Source organism: Flavimaricola marinus, from assembly GCF_900184895.1.
Lineage (GTDB): Bacteria > Pseudomonadota > Alphaproteobacteria > Rhodobacterales > Rhodobacteraceae > Flavimaricola > Flavimaricola marinus.
The window spans coordinates 1050032-1074850 of sequence record NZ_FXZK01000001.1 but is presented as its reverse complement, the minus strand read 5'-3'; the positions used below and the strand labels follow the sequence as shown (position 1 = coordinate 1074850).

Here is a 24819-nt window from a genome sequence, read left to right as displayed (position 1 = left end):
TATGGTAAGCATGCATACTAATTGTGGAGCGCCGATGAACGCTGATTTCCCCATCGTCAAAATGCCGGGTCATTTGATCCGCAGACTGCATCAGCAGTCGACGGCGGTGTTTCAGGAGCGGGTCAGGGCGGCGGGGATCGAGATCACCTCGGTGCAGTTCGCCGCGCTGTCGGCCTTGGCGCAATGGCCAGGCATAGATCAGGCGACGTTGGCCGGGATGGTGGCCTATGACCGCGCCACGATCGGTGGTGTCGTGGCCCGTCTGGTGGATCGTGGATTGGTCGTCCGGTGGACCGATGCCGACGATCGCCGCGCCCGGAAACTTCGATTGACGGAAGAGGGTGCCGCTCTCTTGAACCGATTGACGCCCTTGGTCACGGAGTTGCAGCCACAGATTCTTGGCAGTCTGACCGAGGAAGAGGCCGCGCAGTTGGTGCGTCTGATGCAGAAGAGTTTGTCGCTTGAGTAGGTCGGGAGATTGCGCGGGGGCCGAGGCCCTGGGCCGGCCTTCGGGCCGGGGCGGGGGTGCTTGTCGTCCAAAGCTGATCGAGCCGGATCAGCGCAACGCCTTGACATGGCTGGAATTTGGCGTCGCATCGGCCGATGTCCGGGCGGCGTTGTCATCGCCGAGGGAGCGTGTGCATGCAGCTGTTTCAGAAACGGGCTTGGCGGCTTCCAATTCTTCGCGCAGAGTGTCGGTCCAACTGGCATTGCCGGGCCACGCACCGCAAGTCTTGCGTCGCCCCGAACGCGATCACGCCCCTCTCCCGAGAAATATGATGACAAACTATAATGGTTATGCATCATACCCACTGAGGGGTCACGTCGTCGAGTCGGGTCTGATTGCCCGTGCGCGGCGTGAGGAGACACAGGTCGCAAGGCCTTTGGAGAACGGTCTTAGGGAGGAAAACATATGACCAATCGGAGAACTATTCTGTGCGCCATGGCTGGTGCCGCAGTCGGAGCGATGGCGGCCACGGGCGCTCTTGCTCAGGAATATACGCTCAAGCTGCACCAGTTCCTGCCGGCGCAGGCCAATGTGCCCGTGCAGGTTCTGGACGTCTGGGCCGACGCTGTCGAAGCCGATTCGGATGGCCGCATCAAGATCGACCGCTTTCCCGCCATGCAGTTGGGTGGTGCCCCGCCGGAGCTGATGGACCAGGCGATCGACGGCGTGGCCGACATCGTCTGGACGGTCGTCGGCTATACGCCGGGCCGCTTCCCCTCTACCGAGGTATTCGAGCTGCCGTTCATGGTGGGCGATGCCCGCGCTGCGTCCTACGCCTATTGGAAGATGTACGAAGAGCATATGCAGGACGAATTCTCTGACGTGCATATTCTGGGCACATGGGTGCATGGCCCCGGCATGTTCCACACGTCGGATCCTGTCGAAGTGCCTGCCGATCTCGAAGGCATGAAGATCCGTGGCGGTTCGCGTCTGGTGAACCAGCTTCTGGAGCTCGCCGGTGCGACCCCGGTCGGTATGCCTGTGCCTGCGGTGTCCGAGGGTCTGTCCAAGGGTGTGATCGACGGCACCACCATTCCGTGGGAAGTGACCACCTCGCTCCGCGTGGCAGAGCTAGTCGAGAACCACACCGAGTTCGAAGGTCCGGCGCTGTATAACCTGACTTTTGTTCTGGCGATGAACAACGACGCCTACAACAATCTGCCCGCTGACCTGCAGCAGGTGATCGACGACAATTCCGGTCTGGAATTCTCGATCTTTGCCGGTGGCACGCAGGCGGATGCCGATGGCCCGGCCCGTGAGGTCGCTGTCGAGCTTGGCAACAACATTATCACCATCGATGCGGCAACCGCCGAGTCCGATTGGCTGCCGCTCGTTCAGCCGATCTACGACTCCTGGATCGCCGACATGGCCGAGCTCGGCGTCGACGGTCAGGCCCGGATCGATCAGGCCCGTGCCCTGATGGCCGAATACGAAGCCGCCAACTAAGGCGCCTCTGGCCGCGCTCCGCATCGGGCGCGGCCACTCTCACACCAGAATTTGGAGATGAGCGGTGTATCCATTCATGCTCAAGTTATCCCGCCTGATGGCATATCTGGGTGGGCTGATGCTGATTGCCTTGATCCTGATGGCCTGTGTGTCGATTGTCGGCCGTTCCCTGAACGGCGTGCTGCATTCGGATTTCTTTCAGGGGGGCCTCAAGGGCTTTGCCGATTGGGCGCTGGCTTTGGGCATCGGTCCGATCAACGGAGACTTTGAGCTGATCGAAGCGGGTATCGCCTTCTCGATTTTTTCATTCCTGCCGCTCTGCCAGATATCCGGCGGCCATGCGACGGTGGATATCTTTACCTCGCAGATGTCGGATCGGGCGAACCGCATATTGCGGGTGATCATCGACATCCTGTTCGCCGCAGTGATCGTTCTGATCGCGGTGCAATTGCTTGGCGGCATGCAAAGCAAGATGCGATCCGGGCAGACCACCCTGTTGATCCAGTTTCCGGTGTGGTGGGCCTATGCCCCGTCGGTCGTCGGCGCGGCCGTCGCCGCGATCATTTCAATCTATATCGCCGTGGTGCGTCTGGCCGAGGCCGCGACCGGCCAGGCCATCCTTCCTGCTGACCTGGGAGCGGACCATTGAGTGACCTGATCATCGGCATACTGTCGTTTCCGGCAGTCTTGCTCCTGATTTTCCTGCGAGTCCCGATCGGCCTCGCCATGTTTCTGGCCGGTCTGGTGGGCCTAGTCCTTGTGACCGGAGACACCACCGTGCCGTTCGGCCGGTTGAAGTCGGAGACCTTCACCACCTTTTCCAGCTATTCGCTGTCGATCATTCCGATGTTCCTGCTGATGGGCCATTTCGCAACCTTGGGCGGTATGTCTCAGGCGCTGTTCAAGGCCGCCGAAAGCTGGCTCGGCCACCGCAAGGGCGGTGTGGCCATGGCCGCCGTGGGCGCTTGTGCCGGATTCGGCGCGATTTGCGGGTCGTCCCTGGCGACCGCTGCCACGATGAGCCGTGTCGCCCTGCCTGAGATGCGTCGCTATGGCTATGCCGGTGGTTTCTCGACCGCGACCCTCGCCGCCGGTGGCACCTTGGGCATTCTGATCCCGCCCTCTGTGGTGCTGGTGATCTATGCCATTCTGACAGAGCAGAACATCGCCAAGCTGTTTCTCGCAGCCTTTATCCCCGGCATTCTGGCAGCCCTTGGCTATATCGTCGTGATCTCGATCTATGTCCGGCTATTTCCGAAATCGGCCGGTGTCCGGGAGCGGATTCCCTATGCCGAGCGCTTTCGCGCCATGGTCGATGTCTGGCCTGTCCTGCTGGTCTTTGGCCTCGTCGTCGGCGGTATCTACCTTGGCTGGTTCACCCCGACCGAGGGTGCGGCTGTCGGTGCGTTTGGCACAGGCTTGATCGCGTGGGTCAACGGGGGGCTGAACCGCGAAAGCCTTGCCGAGAGCATTTTTGTGACCGCGCGCTCCACCGCGATGATCTTCTTCATCGTGCTGGGCGCGGCGTTCTACAACGGATTTCTCGCGCTGACCCAAGTGCCGCAAGAGATCGCGGCATGGGTTGTCGAGCAGGGGTTCAGCCCGATGGTCGTCCTCATCCTGATCCTGATCTTCTATCTGCTTCTCGGCTGTCTGATGGACAGTCTGTCGATGATCCTTTTGACGATCCCGATCTTCTGGCCTGTGATGCAGGAGCTCGATTTCGGCTTTGTCTCGATGGTCGATTTGCAGGCCCATCGCCTGTCCGAACTGATCAAGGATGGTGCCGAGATCGCGCCCGCGCTTTTGGCCGAGGCGCAGGCTGCACTCGCTCAAGGCGTGGAGCTGACCCGTGAGCAGGTGCGCGAATTGGGCATGCGCGGCGTCTCGACCGGGGCGCTGAACCGTTTGAACGCCGAGCAGGTCGCGATCTGGTTCGGCATCCTTGTGCTGATCGTCGTCGAGGTCGGGCTGATCACGCCGCCGGTGGGGATGAACCTGTTCATCATCAACGCCATGGACCGCGATACAAAGATGACCGAGACCTACAAGGCCGTGCTGTTCTTTGTCGCGTCCGACCTGTTTCGTGTGGCGGTTCTGGTGGCATTCCCGATCATCACTCTGGTCCTTATTCCCTGGTAGATCGTTGACTCGCATATAGGTATAGTGCATATCTATTATCAGGCATAATCAGTGGGAGGCTGGTGGCATGCGTATTGAAGGGCAAGTGGCGGTCGTCACCGGCGGAGCCAGTGGTCTGGGCGAGGCGACGGCCCGCTATCTGGCCGACAAGGGCGCGGATGTTGCCATCCTCGATTTCGACGGTGATCGCGCCGCGCAGGTGGCCGCCGAGATCGGCGGGTATTCCCAGCAATGCGACGTGAGTGACAGCGAGCATGCCGCCATCGCGATTTCCTCGACCATGGCCCGTTTTGGTCAGGCCCCCCGGATCGTCGTCAATTGCGCAGGCATCGGCACCGCCGCCCGTATCGTCGGCCGCGAGGGCAAGACTTCGATCGACGAGTTCCGCCGGGTGATCAACGTCAACCTGTTTGGCACCTACAACATCATGACCTATGCCGCCCAGGCCATGATGGACATGCCGCCGCTCGATACGACCGAGCGCGGCGTGATCATCAACACCTCGTCCGCCGCTTATGAGGACGGCCAGTTGGGCCAAGCCGCCTATGCTGCCTCCAAAGGCGCCATCGCGTCGATGTGCCTGCCGGCCGCTCGCGAATTCGCCAAGCCCGGCATTCGCGTTATGACCATTGCGCCGGGCCTGTTCATGACCCCGATGATGGAGACCCTTCCCGAAGAGGTCGCCCAGCAGATCACCGCAAACATCCCGTTCCCGGCCCGTCTGGGCCATGCCTCCGAGTTCGCCAAGCTGGCCGGCGACATTATTGAAAACCCCTATTTGAATGGCACGATCATCCGCCTCGATGGCGCTGTGCGTTTGCCGCCGAGGTAGCCTGAATGACCCAAGTTCTGATCGACGTTGATGGCCCGATTGCCACCCTGACAATGAACCGCCCGGAAAAGCGCAATGCGATGTCGGACGAGTTGCTCGACGAGCTGGGCGCGTTCTTTTTCAACCCGCCGAAGGGGGTCCGCGTGGCGATCCTCACAGGCACCGCTGGCCACTATTGCTCGGGCCTTGATCTGGCCGAGCATGTCGCCCGCGACGCCGAGGAGAGCATTTACCATTCCCGCGGGTGGCACCGCATTCTGGATCAGATCCAGATGGGTGGCCTGCCTGTCGTGTCGGCGATGTTCGGTGCGGTGATCGGTGGCGGCCTCGAGATCGCCACGTCGACCCATGTCCGCATTGCCGAGCCGTCGACGATCTTTCAACTGCCCGAGGGCCGCAGGGGCATCTTTGTCGGCGGTGGTGCCACTGTTCGCGTCGGCAAGATCATCGGCGCGGACCGCATGACCGAGATGATGCTGACCGGCCGCAAGTATACCGCCGACGAGGGCCTTGCCCTTGGGCTTGCGCATTATTCCGTGGGCGAGGGCGAGGCGATGGGCTTGGCCAGAGAGTTGGCGGGCAAGATCGCCCGAAATGCTCCGCTGTCCAATTACATGATGTTGCAGGCGATCCCGCGCATCAACAACATGTCCACCCAGGATGGTCTGTTTACCGAGAGCCTTGCCGCCTCGCTGGCGGTCACCACAGCAGATGCCAAGGAGGGGCTGAACGCGTTTCTCGAAAAACGCGCCCCGAAATTCCGCTGATGCCCGATCGTATCGATACCGCGCTGCGCCAGTTTTCCGGCTATCACATGAAGCGGGCCTTCAACGTGATACAGGCGGATCTGAATGCGACGCTGAAGCCTCTTGGCCTTCGGATGACGTCCTATTCGGTGCTGTCGGTGATCGCGTCCCATGCCGGGGTGCGTCAGTCGCAACTGGCCGATGCCCTGTCGATCGAGCGCCCGAATGTGGTGCAACTGATCGACGAGTTGGAGGTTGCCGGCTGGATCAGCCGCAACCGCGATCCGAGCGATCGCCGTGCATGGGTGCTGACCTGCACGCTGGCCGGTCGCGAGAAGTATCGCACAGCCACGGCTGCGGTTCAGGACCATGATGCCCGGTTGACGACAGGTTTCAGCCTGGCCGAGCGCGAGGCGCTGATCGGCCTGCTGCAAAGGATAGAGGCCAACGGCCACAAGGGAGAAGACGATGTCCCAGTCACCATACCTAAGCCATGACATCACCCGCACCGAGCGTGCGGACGGAACCTATCTCCTGACCAGCAACACGCCGTTGGGCACGGTGGTCGACAAGACGACCGACTGGCTCGATAAATGGGCCGCCGAGACCCCCGACGCCTTGTTCATCGCGGAACGCTCTGGCCCCGGCTGGCGCGAGATGAGCTATGCCGAAACGCAAGAGCAGACCCGCGCCATGGCCGGTGGATTGCTCGGCCTCGGACTGACCTCCGAAACTCCGATACTGATTATCTCGGGCAACAGTGTCGACCACGCCTTGTTGACGCTGGCGGCCCAGTATGTCGGTATTCCGACGGTTCCGGTGGCCGAGCAATACGCTCTGATCCCGCCCGCCCGCGTGCAGCTCGATTACGTCGCGGGCCTCGTCAAGCCGGGCGCCGTGTTTGCCGAGGACGGTGATGCGCTGGCCGAAGTGCTCGAGCGTGACTGCTTTGCGGGGATGCGCAAGCTGACCAGCCAGGGTGGCCCGTCCGGGTCGGTCACCTTGGCCGAGTTGACCGCAAAGGGCGGTGACATCACGGAGGCTGCCCGCGCCGTTGGCCCTGAATCCGTGGCCAAGATCCTGATGACGTCCGGCTCCACATCCTCGCCCAAGGGCGTGTTGACCACTCACCGGATGATGTGCACCAACCAGACCCAGATCGCGCAGGCGCTGCCGTTTCTGACGGCCAAGCCGCCGGTGATCGTCGATTGGCTGCCGTGGAACCACGTCTTCGGCGGCTCTCACAATTTCAACATGATCCTCGCCAATGGCGGATCGTTGTATGTGGATGGCGGCAAGCCTGTGCCCGCGCTGGTCGGCAAGACGATCGAGAACCTGCGTCTGCAAACCGGGACGGTGACGTTCAACGTTCCCGTCGGTTTTGCCAAGCTGCGCGATGTGATGCGCGACGACAAGGAGTTGCGCCGCGCTTATTTCCAAGACCTCGACATGCTGTTCTATGCCGGCGCTTCGCTGCCGCAGGATGTGTGGACCGACCTTGAGGACATGGCCCGCGAGGTGCGTGGGGACATGCCGCTGTTCACCTCTAGCTGGGGCCTGACCGAGACCGCTCCGGCGACCTTGTTGCAGCATGAGCCGACCCATCGTTCCGGCGTGATCGGGGTGCCGCTGCCCGGGATCGAGGTCAAGCTGATCCCGGACGAGGACAAACGCTGCGAAGTGCGCGTTCGTGGCCCGAACATCTTTGACGGCTACTTTGCCGATCCGGTCAAGACTGCCGACAGCTTTGATGAAGATGGCTTCTTCCTCACCGGTGACGCGATGAAATTCGTGGATTTCGACACGCCCAATCTGGGCCTGCTGTTTGACGGGCGCATCTCTGAGGATTTCAAGCTGATGACCGGCACTTGGGTTCGTGCGGCGAACCTGCGGCTGGAGGTTTTGGCCGCTCTTGGCCCGCACGCCGCCGATCTGGTGATCACCGGTGCCGACCGGAGCGAGATCGGGGTGCTGATCGTGCCGTCGCAGTCTCTGCGCGATGCCGAGGGCGTGACCGAGGACAACGGTGCGCTGATCGTGCCGGGGCTGGCCGACGTGCTGGTCAAGGCGCTGTCCAATGCGACCGCAGGTTCATCGACCCGCATCGCCCGCGCCCTCGTCATGGCAGAGCCGCCGCAACTGACCGATGGCGAGATCACCGCCAAGGGCAACCTCAACCTCCGCAAGATCCAGACCCGCCGCGCCGATCTGCTGGAGCGGCTCTACTCCGATGACGATGCGGCCACGATCCTGATTCCGAAAGGCTGACCATGATTGACCTCGACAAAATTCGCGCCATCGACATTCATACCCATGCCGAGGAACCCTGCGGATGCCATGCCGACGATGGCTACGACGATTTGCAGTCCACGATGGCCAGCTATTTCCGCGCCCCGTGGAAGCATCCACCGACCGTCCCTGAAACCGCCGCCCATTACCGCGCCCAGAACATCGCCGCCGTGATCTTTCCCGTCGATGCAGAGCGTGAGACCGGCTATCGCCGCTATGCCAATGAGGAGGTCGCCGAGATCGCCGCGGAGAACAGCGATGTGCTGATCCCGTTTGCCAGCATCGACCCGCATAAGGGCAAGATGGGTCAACGCGAAGCCCGCCGTCTGATCAAGGATTTCGGCATCAAGGGGTTCAAGTTTCACCCGACGATGCAGGGATTCTACCCCAACGACCGCATGGCATACGGCCTCTATGAGGCGATTGCCGATGAGGGCGGGATCGCCCTGTTTCACACCGGCCAGACCGGCGTGGGATCAGGCATGCCGGGCGGCAATGGCATGCGTCTGAAGTATTCCAATCCGATGTATATGGACGATGTGGCCGTCGATTTTCCTGAGATGAAGATCATCCTCGCCCACCCTTCTTTCCCGTGGCAGGAAGAGGCGTTGGCCGTGGCGCAGCACAAACCCAATGTCTATATCGACCTGAGTGGCTGGAGCCCGAAGTATTTCCCGGAGATCCTTGTTCGCTACTGCAACTCCATCCTGCGCAAGAAGGTGCTGTTCGGCTCTGACTGGCCGATGATCACGCCGGAACGCTGGCTGTCGGATTTCGAGAAGATCGCCATCAAGGACGAGTTGCGCCCGGACATCATCAAGGGCAACGCCGCCCGGTTGCTTGGTCTGGCCTGACCCATGATCCCATTCCGCGCACCGCTTGACGATATCGCCTTTTCGTTGCGCCATGTCGCTGATGTGCCGGATTGGGATGCCGAGTTGAGCGGTGAGATCGCCGCTCATTTTGCCAGCTTTGCCGAAGCCGAGCTCGCCCCGTTGAACGCGGTGGGAGATGCGCAAGGCGCGCGGTTGGAGAATGGCCGGGTTCGGATGCCCGATGGCTTCAAGGCGGCGTATGCGCAGTTTGCCGAACAGGGATGGCCCGGCCTGACCGCCCCAGAGGCCCATGGTGGTCAGGAGATGGACAGCTTGACGCAGGCTGCCGTGTCCGAGATCTATAGCGGTGCCAACCACGCCATGCAGATGGTCACCGGGCTTGTTCCCGGCGCAATCGGCGTGCTGATGCGCTATGGCACGCCCGAGCAGCAGGCGCAGAATATTCCGCCGCTGGTCAGTGGTGAGTGGCTTTCGACGATGGCGCTGACCGAGGCCGGAGCCGGGTCGGACCTGTCCCGCATTCGCTGCAAGGCAGAGCGAACCGGTGACACGTGGTCGATCACCGGTGAGAAGATTTTCATCAGCGGCGGCGATCAGAACATGTCGCGCGGCATCCTGCATCTGGTTCTGGCCCGCAGCGGCGACGACGGTTTGGGTGGCTTGTCGCTGTTCCTGTGCCGGTCGGAGCGTGCCGATCGGACCCGCAATGCGGTGACCGTGACCCGGATCGAGGAAAAGCTGGGCATCCATGCCTCGCCGACCTGTCAGTTGAGCTTTGACGGGGCTGAGGCCGAGTTGATCGGCGCCGAGGGCGCTGGGCTGGCTGCAATGTTCACCATGATGAACCATGCCCGTTTGGACGTCGCCTTGCAGGGTGTGGCTCATGCCGCCCGCGCCACCGATATCGCCCGGACCTATGCCGCCGAGCGGGTGCAGGGCAGGGGGTTGACCTTGGACCAACACCCCGATGTCGCCCGGATGCTGGACCAGATGGATATGTTGGCCGTCGGCGCGCGCGGCATTGCCCATTTCGCGATGGCCGTGCTGGAGCGCGGTGATGCGCCTGATCTGCTGGAGGCCCTGACGCCGGTGGCCAAGTATTTCTGCACCGAGGCTGCGACGGAGGCGGCTGATCTGGGGATTCAGGTGCTTGGCGGCTATGGCTATCTGGAGGAGTACGGGCTGGCGCAGATTTGGCGTGATGCCCGGATTTGCCGCATCTACGAGGGCGCGAACGGGATTCATGCCTTGGCGCTGGCGACCCGCCTCTTGCGGCAGAAGGCGCCGCTCGATGCGCTGGACGCGGCCTGTGCCGGACCACTGGACGGGACGCCGATGTTGTATGGATGGCGCCGCGCACGTGACGTGGTGGAGGCTGCCGACGCTCCGGCGAAGCTGGCTGACGGCTTTATGCAAGTAACGGCCGAGCTGGTGAACCAACTGGTCTGGCACCGGATTGATGCTGCCGCGTCGCAGCACCCGGACACGGCTCGGATGCAGCGGCTGGCTGCGCGTGCATCGCGCCGCTCCTTGGTGGCGCTCGCGAAATTTAATGCGATATAGCGCATAAAGTCACGAAGAAAAGCATTATGATGCTTATTCTTCGTGACTCAGCAACGTCAGATCGGCAAACTCTCCCCCATCACGGGAGGACGGGATGTCAAAGGAACGCTTCACCGAATTGATGCACCAAGTGGCCGAGAGCCTTGTGGATCTGCCGGTCGGCCAAGAGATGGCCGATCATCTGAACGCGACCTTTCCAAAGGACGGCCCGCTTTTCGAGGAGATGACGGCGCTTTGCGCCAAGGGCGAGCGCGAAGGCTGGCTGATGGGCCGAGAACAGGGCGGGATCAAGTTTGGCCGCGCCCTGAAGCCGGGCTCTGGCGCGGGCCGTTTCAGCGTCGACGTCGTGCGGATGAACAACCTCATCGGGCCGCACCACATCCATCCCAACGGCGAGATCGGTGCGGTGATGCCGATTGAGGGCGACCCTACTTTCGATGGCCGGGGGCCGGGCTGGTATGTCTATCCGCCTGGTTCGCACCATCACCCGACAGTGGCGGGCGGCGACGCTTACGTCCTGTATCTTTTGCCGGAGGGGGCAATCGAATTCACCAACCGATAGGCTGGCTCTGGGAGGAGAAAGTGAGATGACAGGAAACGCTGCATTGTGGTTTGTGGACCGCCATGTCGAGGAGGGGCGCGCCGACAAGATCGCATTCCGCGAGGCCGCGGGACAGCGTCGTAGCCTGACCTATGGCGCATTGGCCGAGGGGGCCGCGCAATTGGCGGGTGCGTTCTACCGGGCGGGCATCCAGCGCGAGGAGCGTGCGGCGATGTTCGTGCTGGATCAGATCGAATTTCCGCTGATTTTCTGGGGGGCGATCAAGGCCGGTGTGGTGCCAATTCCGCTCAATACGCTGCTGTCGACCGACGTGTATCGGACAATATTGCAGGACAGCCGCGCCTCCATCGCCTTTGTCAGCAAAGAGATGATCCCGGTGGTGATGCCCGCGCTGGCCGACTGCCCTCTTGTCCGTCAGGTCGTGGTGATCGGGGCAGAGGCCGAGGGCGCGACCGAGATCGAAGCTTTTGTCGCCGGTGCCGACCCGATCAGGACGGTGCCCTGTTGCGCCGACGAGGTGGCGTTCTGGCTCTATTCGTCAGGCTCGACAGGACAGCCCAAGGGCGTTCGCCATGTCCACGGGGCGTTGCAGGTGACTTGCGACACCTACGGCGCGCAGGTGCTGGGCGTGACAGAGGGCGATACGGTGTTCTCTGCGGCGAAGCTGTTCTTTGCCTATGGCCTTGGCAACGGTATGTCGTTTCCGATGTCTGTCGGCGCGACGGCGGTTCTGTTTGACGGCCGTCCGACGCCGGACAGCGTGTCGGACGTCTTGGCGGCCGAAAAGCCCACGATCTATTGCGGCGTGCCGACCCTCTATGCTGCGATGATTCACAAGTGGGAGAGCGAGGGCGCTCATCCCGATGCCCCCTTGCGCACCTGCATTTCCGCAGGCGAGGCGCTGCCTGCCGAGATTGGCCGGAAGTGGAAGGACATCTGGGGCGTCGATATTCTGGACGGCGTCGGCTCGACTGAGATGCTCCATATCTTCTTGTCGAACCGTGCGGGCGACGTGCAATACGGCACTTCCGGGGTGGCCGTGCCCGGCTATGACATCCGTGTCGTCGACGAGGACGGAGCCGAGGTCGCGCCCGGTGGCGTCGGTGAACTGCTGGTCCGTGGTGGATCGGCGGCGGCGGATTATTGGAACCAACGCGACAAATCTCGCGCCACGTTCGAGGGCATCTGGACCCGGACGGGCGACAAATACGAAGTCGGCGAGGGTGGTCGCCTGATTTACTGCGGTCGCACCGACGATATGTTCAAGGTTTCCGGCATCTGGCTGAGCCCGTTCGAGGTGGAACAGGCATTGGCCGCGCATCCGGCAGTTCTGGAGGCCGCCGTGGTCGCCCGCCGCGACGACGACGGGCTGGAAAAGCCGATGGCTTTTGTTGTGCTGAAGTCCGGCGCGGGGGCCGATGCCCTTGATGGCATCAAGGAGCATGTGAAGACCGCGATCGGCAAATGGAAATACCCTCGTTGGATCGAGGTGGTCGATGATTTGCCAAAGACCGCGACGGGCAAGATCCAACGGTTCAAATTGCGCGAGGTGACGGCATGACACTCTGGACAGACAGCGGTGTGGTCGAGGCGGGCGGTGTTCCCTTGGAATACGCCTGTTATGGGCCTGATCCGAGCGAGGCGCTGACGCTGGTGCTGCTGCACGAAGGTTTGGGCTGCGTGGCCCTGTGGCGCGATTTTCCACAACGGTTGGCCGAGGCGACCGGGCTTGGCGTGTTGGTCTATTCCCGCGCGGGCTATGGTCAATCCGGCCCGGCGGAGCTGCCACGTCCGCTCGATTACATGACCCGCGAGGCGGTGGATGTGCTGCCACAGGTCCTTGCCGCATTTGACGTGCAGAAGGCGGTTCTGGTGGGCCATAGCGACGGTGGCACCATTGCGGCGATCTATGCGGGCAGCGTGTCGGATACCCGCATTCGCGGTCTTGTTCTCATGGCGCCGCATTTCTTTACCGAGCCGATGGGCCTTGCCGAAATCGAGCGGGCGCGTTTGGATTTCGAGACGGGCGATCTCAAGCGGAAGATGGCCAAGTATCATCGCGATCCCGAGGCCACCTTTCGCGGCTGGAACGATGCCTGGCTGCACCCAGACTTTGCCGGGTGGAATGTGGCGGATGTCATCGACTACCTGCGCATCCCGACGCTGGTCATTCAGGGCCGGGATGATCCTTATGGCACCATGGCGCAGATCGACGAGGTCGAAGACCGGTCCTATGCGCCGGTGGATCGGCTGGAGTTGGAGGGCTGTGGCCATGCGCCGTTCGCCGAGAAACCCGATCAGGTCTTGGCCGCGATTTCCGAGTTCACCACCCGTTTGATCCGCATTGATGCGCCGGAGATCGCGGTCGCATGACCGATGCGCCGGTCCTTCCGTCACATGCCTATGTGCCCGGTCATACGGCCCGCCATACTGAGGGCGCCTTTGATCCGATCCGCGCCTCGGTCCGGGAGGGTATGTCCTCAAAGGAGCTTGCCCGGACGGAGGCGTTCCGGGCGGGTTTGGCGTTTCGCGCGTCTGGTCATTTCTGGGAGGCCCACGAGGTGTTGGAGCCGGTCTGGATGGCCTGCCCGCCAAATTCGGAGCCGCGTGCCTTTGTGCAGGCGATCATCCAGTTGGCGAACGCCCAGTTGAAGCTGCGGATGGGCAAGCCGCGCGCCGCCACGCGCCTTTGCCAGATTGCCTTGGCACATTTGGACGAGGTGCGCGGAGAGGTTGTTCTGGGCTGCGATGTGGCGGCGTTGAGGGTCGAGGTTCTGGCGTTGAGCACGTCAAGTGAGTTGCAATATAATGCGTAAAAACATGCAATACTCGGATTTTAATAATAAAATAAGTGTGCATTATCATGCTCACATTTGTTTACGAATCCTCCTTGCCCCGGTAGGCTTGGGGAACAGTCAATAAGGGACGTGTCACATGGCAAAGGTCATCGATTTTCAAACCAGCCCCGATCAGTATCGCCACTGGCGCGTGGAGTACGATGGCCCGGTCGCCAACCTGTTCATGGATGTCGACGAAGACGGTGGCCTGTTCGATGGCTATCAGCTGAAGCTCAATTCCTATGATCTGGGTGTCGATATCGAATTGGCCGACGTGGTCCAGCGGATGCGCTTTGAGCATCCCGAAGTGAAGGTCGTGGTCATGCAGTCGGGCAAGGACCGGGTGTTCTGCGCCGGGGCGAACATTCGCATGTTGGGCGGCGCTGCCCATAGTCACAAGGTCAACTTCTGCAAGTTTACCAACGAGACCCGCAATACCTTTGAGGCTGCCGAAGCGGACAGTGGGCAGAAGTATATCGCGGCCGTGAAGGGCGCATGTGCCGGGGGTGGCTATGAGCTGGCGCTGGCCTGCAACCATATCATGCTGACGGATGACAGCACGTCGTCGGTGGCGCTGCCGGAGGTGCCGCTGCTTGCTGTGCTGCCCGGCACCGGCGGACTGACCCGCGTGACCGACAAGCGCAAGGTGCGCCGCGACCGTGCCGATATTTTCTGCTCGATCGAGGAGGGCGTGAAGGGCAAGCGCGCCAAGGAGTGGCGTCTGGTCGATGAGGTGATCCCGAATTCCAAGTTTGACGATGTGGTGCAGAAACGTGCCCGCGAGTTTGCCGCAGCCTCGCCCAAGGTTGATGTGTCCAAGGGTATCACCCTCGGACCGCTCGCCAAGACGGTGGCGGAGGATGGATCGCTGTCCTACTCGCTCGTCGAAGTGGTCGTGGATCGCGCCAAGCGCACCGCCACCATCACGCTGAGCGGCCCGGATGCCGATGCGCCTGCCGATATGGCAGCGTTCGAAGCGCAGGGCGATCAGGCCTATATGCTCCGCCTCGCCCGTGAGTTGGACGATGCCATTCTGCACCTGCGACTCAACGAGATGGAGGCAGGTCTGTGGTCGTTCCGCACGCAGGGTGACCCGGAGTTGTTCGCCGCCCACGAGGCGCTGCTCGCCGACAATGCCGATCACTGGCTGGCCAATGAGGTGCGCCAGTATTGGAAGCGTATTCTCAAGCGCGTGGATGTGACATCGCGCTCGATGATGGCGCTGGTGGAACATGGCTCTTGCTTTGTAGGCGTGCTGGCCGAGCTGCTGTTTGCCGTGGACCGCAGCTATATGATGGAAGACGAGTTTGACGGCGACAATCGCCATATGGCTGCGGTCACTCTGACGGACGCGAATTTCGGCCCCTATCCGATGGGCAATGGCATCACCCGTCTGGAGACCCGGTTTCTGGGCGAGCCCGAAGCGGTGGAGGCCGCCAAGGCCAAGATCGGAGAGGCGCTGGAGGCCGAGGAGGCCGACGAGTTGGGTCTTGTGACCATGATCCTCGACGACATCGACTGGGAGGACGAGATACGCATCTTTGCCGAAGAGCGTGCCTCGTTCAGCCCCGACGCGATGACCGGGATGGAAGCCAACCTGCGCTTTGCTGGCCCGGAAACGATGGAGACCCGCATCTTTGGCCGTCTGACCGCCTGGCAGAACTGGATTTTCAACCGCCCCAACGCTGTGGGCGAGACGGGTGCTTTGCAGCGCTACGGCACGGGCGTGCGCGGCGATTACAACATGGAGCGCGTCTGAGGACGCCCAAAGGGAGACACGAGAATGCTAGACCTCATCAACGTCAGCTATGACACCCAGATCCCCAACAATGTGGGCCTCGCGCAGGACAAGAAGGTGCTCAAGGCGCTGGAGAAGTGGCACCCCGGCTATATCAACTGGTGGAACGATCTGATTCCGCAGAACTTTCAGGAGAGCATGGTGTATCTGCGGACCGCCGTTTCGGTGGACCCCAAGGGTTGGGCCAAGTTCGACTATGTGAAGATGCCGGAATACCGCTGGGGCGTCTTGCTCGCCCCGCAGGTCGAGGATCGCCGCATCCCGATGGGTGAACATGCCGGTGAATTGGCGTGGCAGGAAGTGCCGGGCGAATATCGAAACATGCTCAAGCGGTTGATCGTCATTCAGGGCGACACCGAGCCGGGGTCGGTCGAGCAGCAACGCTTCCTCGGCCTGACCGCGCCGAGCCTCTATGACATGCGAAACCTGTTTCAGGTGAATGTCGAGGAGGGCCGCCACCTGTGGGCGATGGTCTATCTGCTTCAGAAATACTTCGGCAAGGATGGCCGCGAAGAAGCCGACGATCTGCTGATCCGCTCGTCCGGGTCCGAAGAAGCGCCTCGGATGCTGGGGGCGTTCAATGAGGAAACGCCGGATTGGCTGTCGTTCTTCATGTTCACCTACTTTACCGACCGTGACGGCAAGATGCAGCTTGAGAGCCTCGCCCAGTCGGGCTTTGATCCGCTCAGCCGCACTTGCCGCTTTATGCTCACCGAGGAGGCCCACCACATGTTTGTGGGCGAGACTGGTGTGGGCCGGGTGATTCAGGCGACCTGCGAGGCGATGAACAAGGCGGGCATCACCGACCCCTATGATATCGACAAGATCCGCGATCTGGGCGTCATCGACCTGCCGACCATCCAGAAGAAGCTGAACCTGCACTATTCGCTGTCGCTGGATCTGTTTGGTCAGGAGGTTTCGACTAACGCCGCCAACGCCTTCAACTCGGGCATCAAGGGCCGCTACATGGAGATGCGGATCGACGATGACCACAAGCTCAAGGACGACACCTATGTCGTTCGCACGATTGTGGACGGCAAGATCGTGGCGCAGGAAGTGCCCGCGCTGACCGCCATCAACATGCGCCTGCGCGACGACTATGTTCGTGATGCTGCCGGTGGCCTTGGCCGCTGGAACAAGCAGATCGCCAAGGCCGGTGTCGAATTCGAGATGAAGCTGCCCGACGAGGCGTTTCACCGTCAGATCGGTGTGTTCTCGGCCATTCGTGCCAATCCCGAGGGGGTGATCATCACCCAGGACGCATGGGACAAAGGCGTCAAGGACTGGCTTCCCACCAAGGAAGACGGTGCCTTTATCCAATCGTTGATGGTGCCGTGCTTCGAGCCCGGCAAATACGCCAGCTGGATTGCGCCACCCAAGGTGGGCATCGACAACAAGCCGGGCGACTTCGAATACGTCAAGCTTCACATGGCATGAGCCCTGACGCGCATCCTGCGGACCCCCGTGGGATGCGCACTCCGTTTCAGCATTTCAGGAGAGCGCAGATGATGATCGACCGCAAAATCGGATTTGCCCCGCGCACCACCGCAGCCGCCAAAGACATTGCCCAATTGCAGGGCCCCTGCGTAGGCTGTTCGGACTGTCGCGGATTGTGCGCCGCCCTGATCGAAGCACTGACCCTGCCCGACATCATCCTGTCCAAGAAGGCCTGACATGAACAAGCCCGTCAAACAGCACCTCATTGATCCCGAGATCTGTATCCGCTGCTACACCTGCGAGATGACCTGCCCTGTCGGTGCCATCGAGCACGACGACAACAACGTGGTGGTGAATGCCGATAGCTGCAACTTCTGCATGGATTGCATTCCGGTCTGTCCGACGGGCTCGATTGACGAATGGCGGGTCGTCGTGGAGCCCTATTCGCTGGAGGCCCAATACAGCTGGGAGGAATTGCCCGAACAGGAGGAGCTTGGTCAGGACGAAGCGGCCACGGGGCTGGAGGCTCTGGACGATGCGATGGCCGCGTTGCTCGCCGAGGCTCACAAGGGTGCCGGCGGCAAGGCCAAGGCTCCGGCCACTGCGGCCAAGCCCTCGATCAACATGTATAATCTGGGCAAGCCCGCGACCGCCAAGATCACGGGCAACTACCCCCTGACCGATGACCCGGAACACGACGTTCGCCACATCATCCTTGATCTGGGCAACCTGCCGTTTCCGGTGCTCGAGGGCCAATCGGTGGGCATCATACCGCCCGGCACAGATGCAGAGGGCAAGCCGCATTTGCCCCGCCTCTACTCTGTCTCCAGCCCGCGTGACGGCGAGCGCCCCGGCTTCAACAACCTGTCGCTGACCGTCAAACGTGAGGCCGGTGGTCTATGCTCGAACTACCTTTGCGATCTGCCGACGGGTGCCGAAGTGCAAGTGACCGGCCCGTTTGGCGCGACCTTCCTGCTGCCGGCCGATGCGGAGGCCAAGCTGCTGATGATCTGCACCGGCACCGGCTCTGCCCCGATGCGCGCCTTTACCATGCGCCGCCAGCGCACCCTGAACGGCCCCTCGGGCGGCATGACGATGTTCTTTGGCGCCCGCACCAAGAAGAGCCTGCCCTATTTCGGCCCCCTGTCGAAGGTGCCCAAGAGCCTGCTGGAACAGCATTTGGTCTATTCGCGCGAGGGCGAGAAGGAATACGTGCAGGACCGTCTTATTGCCGAGGAAGAGAAGGTCGCCGAACTGCTGGCCGATCCCAAGACCCATATCTACATCTGTGGTCTGCGCGGCATGGAGGAAGGCGTGGAGCGCGCCTTTACCACCATCGCCGAGAGCATCGGCGAGCAGTGGATCGCCATGCGTGACGTGATGCGCGAGGACGGCCGCTATCACGTGGAAACCTACTGAGATGGGATCGCCGCCCGATTCTGCCTTTGCCCACGATATTCGCGTCACATGGGGTGACTGTGACCCGGCCAAGATCGCCTATACCGGTCGTCTTCCGTGGTTTGCCCTCGATGCGATCAACGCATGGTGGGAGCGTCATCTTGGCGGCGATGGCTGGTTTCAGATGGAACTGGACCGCAACATGGGCACGCCGTTTGTCCGCATCGAGATGGATTTCAAGCGCCCCGTCACCCCGCGCCATGTGCTGCGGTGCTATGTCTGGCCCATCCGGCTGGGCGAGACGTCGATCACCTTTCAGGTCGATGCCTATCAGGATGGCAAGCTTGGCTTCACCGGGAAATTCACCAACGTTTTCACGGTTGCCGATCAGTTCAGGAAACAGCGCCCGCCAGAGGATATCCGCGCCCTGATCGAGCCGCTGATTGCGCAGGCAGGTGCCTGATATGCCACCGGAAAGTGCTGTTCGCTCCAAGTCCTCTGTGCAATATAATGCCGCTATGACCAAAGCCCCTGATACAGCGATCGACCCCTTGATCCAGCAGGTTGGTGAGCGTGTGCGCATCGCCCGGACCCAGATGGGTATGCCTCGCCGTCAATTGTCGGAGCTTTCCGGCGTTTCGCCCCGCTATCTGGCGCAGTTGGAGGGCGGCGACGGCAATATTTCGATTGCCTTGCTCCACCGCATCGCCGGTGCTCTTAGGATGCGCATCGAATGGTTGGTGGCTGAGGACGATCCCCGCACGTCCGACGTCATCAAGGTGGCCGAGCTTTTCCGCTCGGCCGACGAGGCGACACAGGCCCGTGTGCTGCGCCAGTTGAGTCCGATCCCGCCGACGCATTCCCGCGCACAGCGTGTCTGCCTGATCGGGTTGCGCGGTGCGGGCAAGTCGACCCTTGGTCGCGCTGCGGCCGGGGTGCTCGATATGCCGTTCGTGGAATTGAACAAGGAGATCGAGGCGATTGGCGGGATGCCCATTGCCGAGATCATGGGCCTTTACGGTGCTGACGGATACCGCAAGCTGGAGGCTGATGCTTTGGAGGCCGTGACCGCAGAGCACGACCGTATGGTCCTTGCCGTTGCGGGCGGGATCGTGGCCGAACCGCGGACGTTCAGCACCTTGCTCGACACCTGTCACACCGTCTGGCTCAGGGCGACGCCGATGGAGCACATGAACCGCGTCCGCGCCCAAGGGGACGAGCGCCCGATGGCGGGTGTGCCCGAGGCGATGAGCCAGCTGCGCAGCCTTCTGGCCAGCCGCGAGAGCCTATACGCCCAAGCCGAGGCCCAGCTTGATACGTCAAGCAAGACCGTCGACCAGTCGCTGAATGATCTGCTGGACCTGATCGAAGAGAGCGCTTTCCTATCCAAGCCCTGACCTGACCGGAGACACCTCATGTCCGTGACCACCCGCCGCGAGGGCCCGATCGCATTCGTCGAGTTGAACAACCCGCCTGTGAACGCGATTGGTCTTGCGATGCGCGAAGGGCTGATGGCCGCATTGGATTGGGTCGACGCCCAAGAGGGCTTGTCGCGCGTGGTGCTGTCAGGGGCGGGCCGCGCCTTTGCCGCCGGAGCGGATGCCCGCGAGTTCGATGCCGATCCCGTGCCGCCGCATTTGCCGGATGTCGTGGCGCGGATCGAAGCCTCGGCGGTGCCGTGGATCGCCGCCGTCAGCGGAGTGGCCTTGGGCGGTGGCTGTGAGTTGCTTCTGGCCTGTCGCTATCGCATTGCCGCCCCCGGCGTGCAGATCGGGATGCCAGAGGTGACCTTGGGCGTCGTCCCCGGCGCTGGCGGCACGCAGCGGTTGCCGCGCTTGATCGGCATGGCCAAGGCGCTGGACATGATCGCGACGGGTCGGGCCGTGACTGCCGAAGCCGCTGAGGCTATGAGCCTGATCGATGGTATTGCCGACAATCCGCTGTTCGTCGCCAGTCATCTGGATATCGGCACGATGGAGCTGTCTGTCCCGGTCTCGGACCTGCCCAAGCCGGTGTTGGATGCCGATGCGGTCGAGGCGGCGCGGGCGCTGGCCGCCAAGAAGACCCCGAACCAGATCGCACCGCTTCGGGCGATTGATCTGGTCGCCTCCACGGCCGATATGGAATTTGCCGAGGGCATGGCGACGGAACGCGCCGCGTTTTTGACCCTGCGGACCGGCGATCAGGCGCGCGCCCTGCGCCACATGTTCTTTGCCGAGCGTGCTGCCCGCCAGCCCGAGTGGATCAAAGCCGAACCTGCCCCGATAGACCATGTCGCCGTCGTCGGCGGTGGCACCATGGGGGCCGGCATCGCCTACGCGTTGCTGAACGCAGGGCTGACCGTCACCTTGCTGGAGACCGATGCCGAGGGGGTCGCCCGCGCCAAGCAGAACGTCGCCAAGATTGTCGATGCCAGTCTGAAGCGGGGTCTGATCACCGGGGAGGGCGCCGAAGAGCGCCGCGCCCGGTTCACCGCCTCTTCCGATTATGCCGAGGCGGCGCAGGCGGGCCTTGCCATCGAGGCGGCCTTCGAGAGCATGGAGGTCAAGAAGACCGTCTTTGCAAAGCTGGCCGCCCATATGGCGGAGGACGCCGTGCTCGCCACCAACACTTCTTACCTCGATATCAATGAAATCGCCGCCAGCTTGCCCGACCCGAGCCGGGTCGTCGGCCTGCACTTCTTTGCCCCGGCCCATATCATGAAGCTGCTGGAGATCGTGCGGGGGGATCAGACTGGCGAGCGGGGCTTGGCGACGGGCTTTGCCGTGGCCAAGCGTTTGCGCAAGGTGCCAGTGCTGGCGGGCGTGTGCGACGGATTTATCGGCAATCGCATCCTTGCCCGCTATCGCGAGGCCGCCGACACGGTGCTGATGGACGGCTCCACCCCGTGGGAGATCGACGAGGCCATGGTGGCATTCGGCTATGCGATGGGCCCCTACGAGGCGCAGGATCTGTCCGGCCTCGATATTGCCCATGCCAATCGCCGCCGGCAGGACGCGACCCGCGACCCCAACCGCCGCTATATCCCCATCGCCGACCGGATGATCGAGCTTGGCAAGTTGGGCAAAAAGACCGGAGCGGGCTGGTATCGCTATCCCGGAGGCAACGGCAAAGTCGAAGATCCGATCGTCGCCGATCTTGCGCTGGAGGAGGCGCATTTTGCCAAGATAACACGTCGCGATTACACCGACGACGAAATCCGCGAACGGTTGCTGTTGGCGATGATCAACGAGGCCTGCGATATCCTTGCCGAGGGGATCGCGGCCAGTGCGGCGGATGTCGATCTGGTGACGGTTTTTGGCTATGGCTTTCCGCGCTGGCGTGGTGGCCTGCTGCACTATGCCGATAGCTTGGGCGTGCCTGCCATCGTGGACGGCCTGCGCAAACTGGCGGAGGAAGACCCAATTGCTTGGCGGATCAGCCCGGTTCTGGAAACCTGTCTGGCCGACGGCATCCCGATCCGGGATTATTCTGCGCCGGGGGCTTGACCTTCCACTAACTGGAACCCCTATCTAACGGGTCTGGGCGCTGAACCGCCCCGGAGATAGGACAATCATGACCCAGCATTTCAACCTCTCGCTCGACGGGATGAGTTGCGCCTCTTGTGTCGCCCGCGTGGACCGTGCCCTTCATGCCGTGCCCGGTGTGTCGGAGGTGAACGTCAACCTCGCGACCGAGACCGCACGAGTGACGACCGATGGCGAGATCGGCCCGCTGGTCGACGCGCTGGAGACTGCCGGCTATCCCGCCCGGATCAAGCAATTGGACGTGTCCGTCGAGGGCATGACCTGTGCCGGGTGTGCTGGCCGCGCCAAGAAGGGCTTGAGCGCCGTTCCCGGAGTGATCGAGGCGGACGTCAACCTCGCCACCGAGCGCGCCCGTATCCGCTATGTCGAAGGGCAGGTGGATGTTTCCGATCTGGTCGCAGCAGCGAAGGCGGCCGGATACCCGCTGCGCCTCGAACGCTCGGAGCCGGAGGTGGACCGCAAAGCCGACGAGGCTCAGGCCCTGGCCCGCCAGACATGGATCGCTGCCGCGCTGACATTGCCGGTCTTTGTGGTGGAGATGGGCGGACACCTGTTCCCGCCGTTTCACCACCTGATCGCGCAGACGATTGGGACACAGACCTCGTGGGTCATCCAGTTCGTGCTGGTCAGCATCGTTCTGGCCGGCCCGGGCCGCCAGTTCTATGCCAAGGGCTATCCGTCCCTGTTCCGCCTCGCCCCCGATATGAACAGCCTCGTCGCGCTGGGCACATCGGCGGCCTATCTGTTTTCGGTGGTGGCGACCTTTGCGCCGGGACTGCTGTCCGAAGGCACCCGCGCGGTCTATTTCGAGGCGGCAGCGGTGATCGTCGTGCTCATCCTTTTGGGCCGCACCCTCGAGGCGCGCGCCAAGGGCCGGACCGGTGCTGCCATCCGCAAGCTGGCGGGGTTGCGACCCAAGACCGCGCGGGTGATCCGCGACGGTGTCGAGGCCGATATCCCGGTTGCCGATGTGGTGGTCGGAGACGTGCTGGCCCTGCGCCCCGGCGACCGGGTCGCCGTCGACGGGCAGGTCCGTTCCGGAGCATCGTTCATCGACGAGAGCATGTTGTCGGGCGAGCCGATTCCGGTCGAAAAGGCCGAAGGCGATACCGTCATTGGCGGCACCATCAACGGCAACGGGGCTCTGACCTATGCGGCCACTCACGTGGGGGCTGACACAGTTCTCGCTCAGATCGTGCGCATGGTCGAGGACGCGCAGGGTGCGCGCCTGCCGATCCAGGCGTTGGTGGACAAGATCACGCTGTGGTTCGTGCCGGCGGTGATGGCCCTCGCCGCGTTGACAGTTCTTGTCTGGGTCGTGATCGGCCCGTCGCCTGCACTGGGGTTTGCCTTGGTGGCGGGGGTCTCTGTGCTGATCATCGCCTGCCCCTGTGCGATGGGCTTGGCCACACCGACGTCGATCATGGTCGGCACCGGGCGTGCGGCCGAACTTGGGGTCTTGTTCCGCAAGGGAGAGGCTTTGCAGGCCCTCACTGGGGTAAGTACTGTGGCGATGGACAAGACCGGCACTTTGACTGTCGGTCGCCCCGATCTGGCGGACCTGCGCGTCGAGCCCGAATTTGACGAGGCGCAGGCGCTGGCAATTTTGGCGAGCGCCGAGGCGGGGTCCGAGCATCCGGTTGCCGGTGCGATCCAGAGAGCCGCTGCGGCCAAAGGTGTGACGAAACCGAAGGCCACATCCTTCGAGGCGATCCCGGGCTTTGGTGTGCAGGCGATGATCGACGGGCAGACGGTCCTCGTCGGCGCTGAGAGGCTGATGCAGCGTGAGCGGATCGCGTTGCCCGATGTCAGTGATCTCGCGGCCATGGGCCGAAGCCCGATGTTTCTGGCGCTCGATGGACGGCTTGTCGCGACCTTCACTGTTAGCGACCAGATCAAGCCGGGAAGCGCCGCTGCGGTCAAGGCCTTGCAGGACCTCGGCCTAAAGGTCGCGATGATCACCGGCGATGGCGAGACGACGGCTCAGGCTGTCGCGGCAGAACTGGGTATCGACGAGGTGATCGCAGGGGTGCTGCCCGACGGCAAAGTCGCGGCCATCGAGCGGCTCCAGTCGGGGGGGCGTGTTGCCTTTGTCGGTGACGGGATCAACGATGCGCCCGCCTTGGCCCGCGCCGACGTCGGGATCGCCATCGGGACGGGCACCGATGTGGCCATTGAGACCGCAGACGTGGTGCTGATGTCGGGCGAGATGGGCGGCGTGATCAACGCCTTCGCGATCAGCCGGGCGACGATGCGCAATATCAGGCAGAACCTGATCTGGGCTTTCGGCTACAACGTCGCCCTGATCCCTGTGGCGGCAGGGGCGCTCTATCCGTTGAATGGCACTTTGTTGTCGCCGATGCTGGCGGCCGGGGCGATGGCGCTGTCGAGCGTATTCGTCTTGTCGAACGCGCTCAGGCTGCGGTGGGTGACGGCATGAACATCAAGGACGTCGCCGCGCGGTCCGGCCTGCCGGCCAAAACCATCCGCTACTACGAAGACATCGGCCTGATCAAACCGGCCCGAGACAGCAATGGTTACCGCGTCTTCAACGAGGCCGACGCCCATAGCCTGACGTTCCTCGCGCGGGGTCGCGCGCTCGGGTTCTCGATCGAGGATTGCAGGGCTCTGTTGGCCCTTTGGCAAGACAAGGACCGCGCCAGCGGCGATGTGCGCCGCATCGCAATGGAGCATTTGGCCGAGATCGAGGCAAAGATCGCCGATCTCGAAGCGATGCGCGGAACCCTGTCCGATCTGGTCACACATTGCCACGGCGATGCCCGACCGGACTGCCCGATCCTGCATTCGCTCGGTGCAGACACGTCGTCCGACTAGGGCCGGACACCCCCTTCATCTTGGCCAAAAAACTCCCCGCGGAGCGTCCGACGTCTCCACGGG

23 protein-coding genes are annotated in these 24819 nt (G+C 62.6%); all 23 read left to right on the top strand.

What is annotated here, in order from left to right; genetic code table 11:
* Positions 1-34: 34 nt before the first annotated feature.
* Positions 35-469, top strand: coding sequence for a MarR family winged helix-turn-helix transcriptional regulator (locus tag LOM8899_RS05220; protein WP_245820434.1), 435 nt, complete (start codon positions 35-37; stop codon positions 467-469).
* A 444-nt stretch (positions 470-913) separates the two neighbouring features.
* Positions 914-1954 carry a TRAP transporter substrate-binding protein gene (locus tag LOM8899_RS05215; RefSeq protein WP_093991044.1) on the top strand — a complete coding sequence of 347 codons (1041 nt, stop codon included), beginning with the start codon at positions 914-916 and terminating at the stop codon, positions 1952-1954.
* A gap of 76 nt (positions 1955-2030) precedes the next feature.
* Entirely contained in the window at positions 2031-2603 is a 573-nt protein-coding gene (locus tag LOM8899_RS05210; protein WP_211096160.1) for a TRAP transporter small permease, read from the top strand.
* A complete protein-coding gene (locus LOM8899_RS05205) occupies positions 2600-4096 on the top strand; it encodes a TRAP transporter large permease (RefSeq protein ID WP_093991042.1) in 1497 nt (498 codons plus the stop codon). The genes LOM8899_RS05210 and LOM8899_RS05205 overlap by 4 nt, the downstream gene beginning before the upstream one ends.
* 67 nt (positions 4097-4163) lie before the next feature.
* The gene (locus LOM8899_RS05200) at positions 4164-4928 is read left to right on the top strand and encodes an SDR family NAD(P)-dependent oxidoreductase (protein WP_093991041.1); all 765 of its coding nucleotides are present in this window, start codon (positions 4164-4166) and stop codon (positions 4926-4928) included.
* A 5-nt stretch (positions 4929-4933) separates the two neighbouring features.
* Entirely contained in the window at positions 4934-5695 is a 762-nt protein-coding gene (locus LOM8899_RS05195; RefSeq protein WP_093991040.1) for a crotonase/enoyl-CoA hydratase family protein, read from the top strand.
* A complete protein-coding gene (locus LOM8899_RS05190) occupies positions 5695-6171 on the top strand; it encodes a MarR family winged helix-turn-helix transcriptional regulator (protein ID WP_093991039.1) in 477 nt (158 codons plus the stop codon). The genes LOM8899_RS05195 and LOM8899_RS05190 overlap by 1 nt, the downstream gene beginning before the upstream one ends.
* Positions 6143-7942 carry a feruloyl-CoA synthase gene (locus tag LOM8899_RS05185; protein WP_093991038.1) on the top strand — a complete coding sequence of 600 codons (1800 nt, stop codon included), beginning with the start codon at positions 6143-6145 and terminating at the stop codon, positions 7940-7942. Before LOM8899_RS05190 ends, LOM8899_RS05185 begins: the two co-directional genes overlap by 29 nt.
* Before the next feature lie 2 nt (positions 7943-7944).
* Positions 7945-8817, top strand: coding sequence for an amidohydrolase family protein (locus LOM8899_RS05180; RefSeq protein WP_093991037.1), 873 nt, complete (start codon positions 7945-7947; stop codon positions 8815-8817).
* Between the two features lie 3 nt (positions 8818-8820).
* The gene (locus tag LOM8899_RS05175) at positions 8821-10362 is read left to right on the top strand and encodes an acyl-CoA dehydrogenase family protein (protein ID WP_093991036.1); all 1542 of its coding nucleotides are present in this window, start codon (positions 8821-8823) and stop codon (positions 10360-10362) included.
* A 94-nt stretch (positions 10363-10456) separates the two neighbouring features.
* Positions 10457-10924: a 4-hydroxylaminobenzoate lyase gene (locus tag LOM8899_RS05170; protein ID WP_093991035.1), complete on the top strand. Its 468-nt coding sequence runs from the start codon at positions 10457-10459 to the stop codon at positions 10922-10924.
* A gap of 25 nt (positions 10925-10949) precedes the next feature.
* A complete protein-coding gene (locus LOM8899_RS05165; RefSeq protein WP_093991034.1) occupies positions 10950-12485 on the top strand; it encodes a benzoate-CoA ligase family protein in 1536 nt (511 codons plus the stop codon).
* Positions 12482-13297 carry an alpha/beta fold hydrolase gene (locus tag LOM8899_RS05160; protein ID WP_093991033.1) on the top strand — a complete coding sequence of 272 codons (816 nt, stop codon included), beginning with the start codon at positions 12482-12484 and terminating at the stop codon, positions 13295-13297. The genes LOM8899_RS05165 and LOM8899_RS05160 overlap by 4 nt, the downstream gene beginning before the upstream one ends.
* Positions 13294-13740, top strand: coding sequence for a DUF309 domain-containing protein (locus LOM8899_RS05155; protein WP_093991032.1), 447 nt, complete (start codon positions 13294-13296; stop codon positions 13738-13740). Before LOM8899_RS05160 ends, LOM8899_RS05155 begins: the two co-directional genes overlap by 4 nt.
* Before the next feature lie 118 nt (positions 13741-13858).
* Complete coding sequence (gene boxC, locus LOM8899_RS05150) at positions 13859-15520, top strand: 2,3-epoxybenzoyl-CoA dihydrolase (protein ID WP_093991031.1); 1662 nt, start codon at positions 13859-13861, stop codon at positions 15518-15520.
* A 24-nt stretch (positions 15521-15544) separates the two neighbouring features.
* The gene (gene boxB, locus LOM8899_RS05145) at positions 15545-16996 is read left to right on the top strand and encodes a benzoyl-CoA 2,3-epoxidase subunit BoxB (protein WP_093991030.1); all 1452 of its coding nucleotides are present in this window, start codon (positions 15545-15547) and stop codon (positions 16994-16996) included.
* 68 nt (positions 16997-17064) lie between these two features.
* Complete coding sequence (locus LOM8899_RS23355; RefSeq protein WP_168770471.1) at positions 17065-17232, top strand: hypothetical protein; 168 nt, start codon at positions 17065-17067, stop codon at positions 17230-17232.
* Position 17233: 1 nt separating this feature from the next.
* A complete protein-coding gene (gene boxA / locus LOM8899_RS05140; RefSeq protein WP_093991029.1) occupies positions 17234-18415 on the top strand; it encodes a benzoyl-CoA 2,3-epoxidase subunit BoxA in 1182 nt (393 codons plus the stop codon).
* A 1-nt stretch (position 18416) separates the two neighbouring features.
* Positions 18417-18857: an acyl-CoA thioesterase gene (locus tag LOM8899_RS05135; protein WP_093991028.1), complete on the top strand. Its 441-nt coding sequence runs from the start codon at positions 18417-18419 to the stop codon at positions 18855-18857.
* A 1-nt stretch (position 18858) separates the two neighbouring features.
* The gene (locus LOM8899_RS05130) at positions 18859-19791 is read left to right on the top strand and encodes a helix-turn-helix transcriptional regulator (RefSeq protein ID WP_093991027.1); all 933 of its coding nucleotides are present in this window, start codon (positions 18859-18861) and stop codon (positions 19789-19791) included.
* 18 nt (positions 19792-19809) lie between these two features.
* Positions 19810-21882, top strand: coding sequence for an FAD-dependent oxidoreductase (locus LOM8899_RS05125; RefSeq protein WP_093991026.1), 2073 nt, complete (start codon positions 19810-19812; stop codon positions 21880-21882).
* A gap of 67 nt (positions 21883-21949) precedes the next feature.
* Positions 21950-24361 (top strand): heavy metal translocating P-type ATPase, encoded by a 2412-nt coding sequence (locus LOM8899_RS05120; protein ID WP_093991025.1) that lies wholly within the window; start codon positions 21950-21952, stop codon positions 24359-24361.
* A complete protein-coding gene (cueR, locus tag LOM8899_RS05115; protein WP_093991024.1) occupies positions 24358-24756 on the top strand; it encodes a Cu(I)-responsive transcriptional regulator in 399 nt (132 codons plus the stop codon). Before LOM8899_RS05120 ends, cueR begins: the two co-directional genes overlap by 4 nt.
* The last annotated feature ends 63 nt before the right edge of the window (positions 24757-24819 follow it).

Coding starts and splice junctions, on each gene's coding strand:
- LOM8899_RS05220 (WP_245820434.1), top strand. CDS start 35: ATGAACGCTGATTTCCCCATCGTCAAAATGCCGGGTCATTTGATCCGC.
- LOM8899_RS05215 (WP_093991044.1), top strand. CDS start 914: ATGACCAATCGGAGAACTATTCTGTGCGCCATGGCTGGTGCCGCAGTC.
- LOM8899_RS05210 (WP_211096160.1), top strand. CDS start 2,031: ATGCTCAAGTTATCCCGCCTGATGGCATATCTGGGTGGGCTGATGCTG.
- LOM8899_RS05200 (WP_093991041.1), top strand. CDS start 4,164: ATGCGTATTGAAGGGCAAGTGGCGGTCGTCACCGGCGGAGCCAGTGGT.
- LOM8899_RS05195 (WP_093991040.1), top strand. CDS start 4,934: ATGACCCAAGTTCTGATCGACGTTGATGGCCCGATTGCCACCCTGACA.
- LOM8899_RS05190 (WP_093991039.1), top strand. CDS start 5,695: ATGCCCGATCGTATCGATACCGCGCTGCGCCAGTTTTCCGGCTATCAC.
- LOM8899_RS05185 (WP_093991038.1), top strand. CDS start 6,143: ATGTCCCAGTCACCATACCTAAGCCATGACATCACCCGCACCGAGCGT.
- LOM8899_RS05180 (WP_093991037.1), top strand. CDS start 7,945: ATGATTGACCTCGACAAAATTCGCGCCATCGACATTCATACCCATGCC.
- LOM8899_RS05175 (WP_093991036.1), top strand. CDS start 8,821: ATGATCCCATTCCGCGCACCGCTTGACGATATCGCCTTTTCGTTGCGC.
- LOM8899_RS05170 (WP_093991035.1), top strand. CDS start 10,457: ATGTCAAAGGAACGCTTCACCGAATTGATGCACCAAGTGGCCGAGAGC.
- LOM8899_RS05165 (WP_093991034.1), top strand. CDS start 10,950: ATGACAGGAAACGCTGCATTGTGGTTTGTGGACCGCCATGTCGAGGAG.
- LOM8899_RS05160 (WP_093991033.1), top strand. CDS start 12,482: ATGACACTCTGGACAGACAGCGGTGTGGTCGAGGCGGGCGGTGTTCCC.
- LOM8899_RS05155 (WP_093991032.1), top strand. CDS start 13,294: ATGACCGATGCGCCGGTCCTTCCGTCACATGCCTATGTGCCCGGTCAT.
- boxC (WP_093991031.1), top strand. CDS start 13,859: ATGGCAAAGGTCATCGATTTTCAAACCAGCCCCGATCAGTATCGCCAC.
- boxB (WP_093991030.1), top strand. CDS start 15,545: ATGCTAGACCTCATCAACGTCAGCTATGACACCCAGATCCCCAACAAT.
- LOM8899_RS23355 (WP_168770471.1), top strand. CDS start 17,065: ATGATGATCGACCGCAAAATCGGATTTGCCCCGCGCACCACCGCAGCC.
- boxA (WP_093991029.1), top strand. CDS start 17,234: ATGAACAAGCCCGTCAAACAGCACCTCATTGATCCCGAGATCTGTATC.
- LOM8899_RS05135 (WP_093991028.1), top strand. CDS start 18,417: ATGGGATCGCCGCCCGATTCTGCCTTTGCCCACGATATTCGCGTCACA.
- LOM8899_RS05130 (WP_093991027.1), top strand. CDS start 18,859: ATGCCACCGGAAAGTGCTGTTCGCTCCAAGTCCTCTGTGCAATATAAT.
- LOM8899_RS05125 (WP_093991026.1), top strand. CDS start 19,810: ATGTCCGTGACCACCCGCCGCGAGGGCCCGATCGCATTCGTCGAGTTG.
- LOM8899_RS05120 (WP_093991025.1), top strand. CDS start 21,950: ATGACCCAGCATTTCAACCTCTCGCTCGACGGGATGAGTTGCGCCTCT.
- cueR (WP_093991024.1), top strand. CDS start 24,358: ATGAACATCAAGGACGTCGCCGCGCGGTCCGGCCTGCCGGCCAAAACC.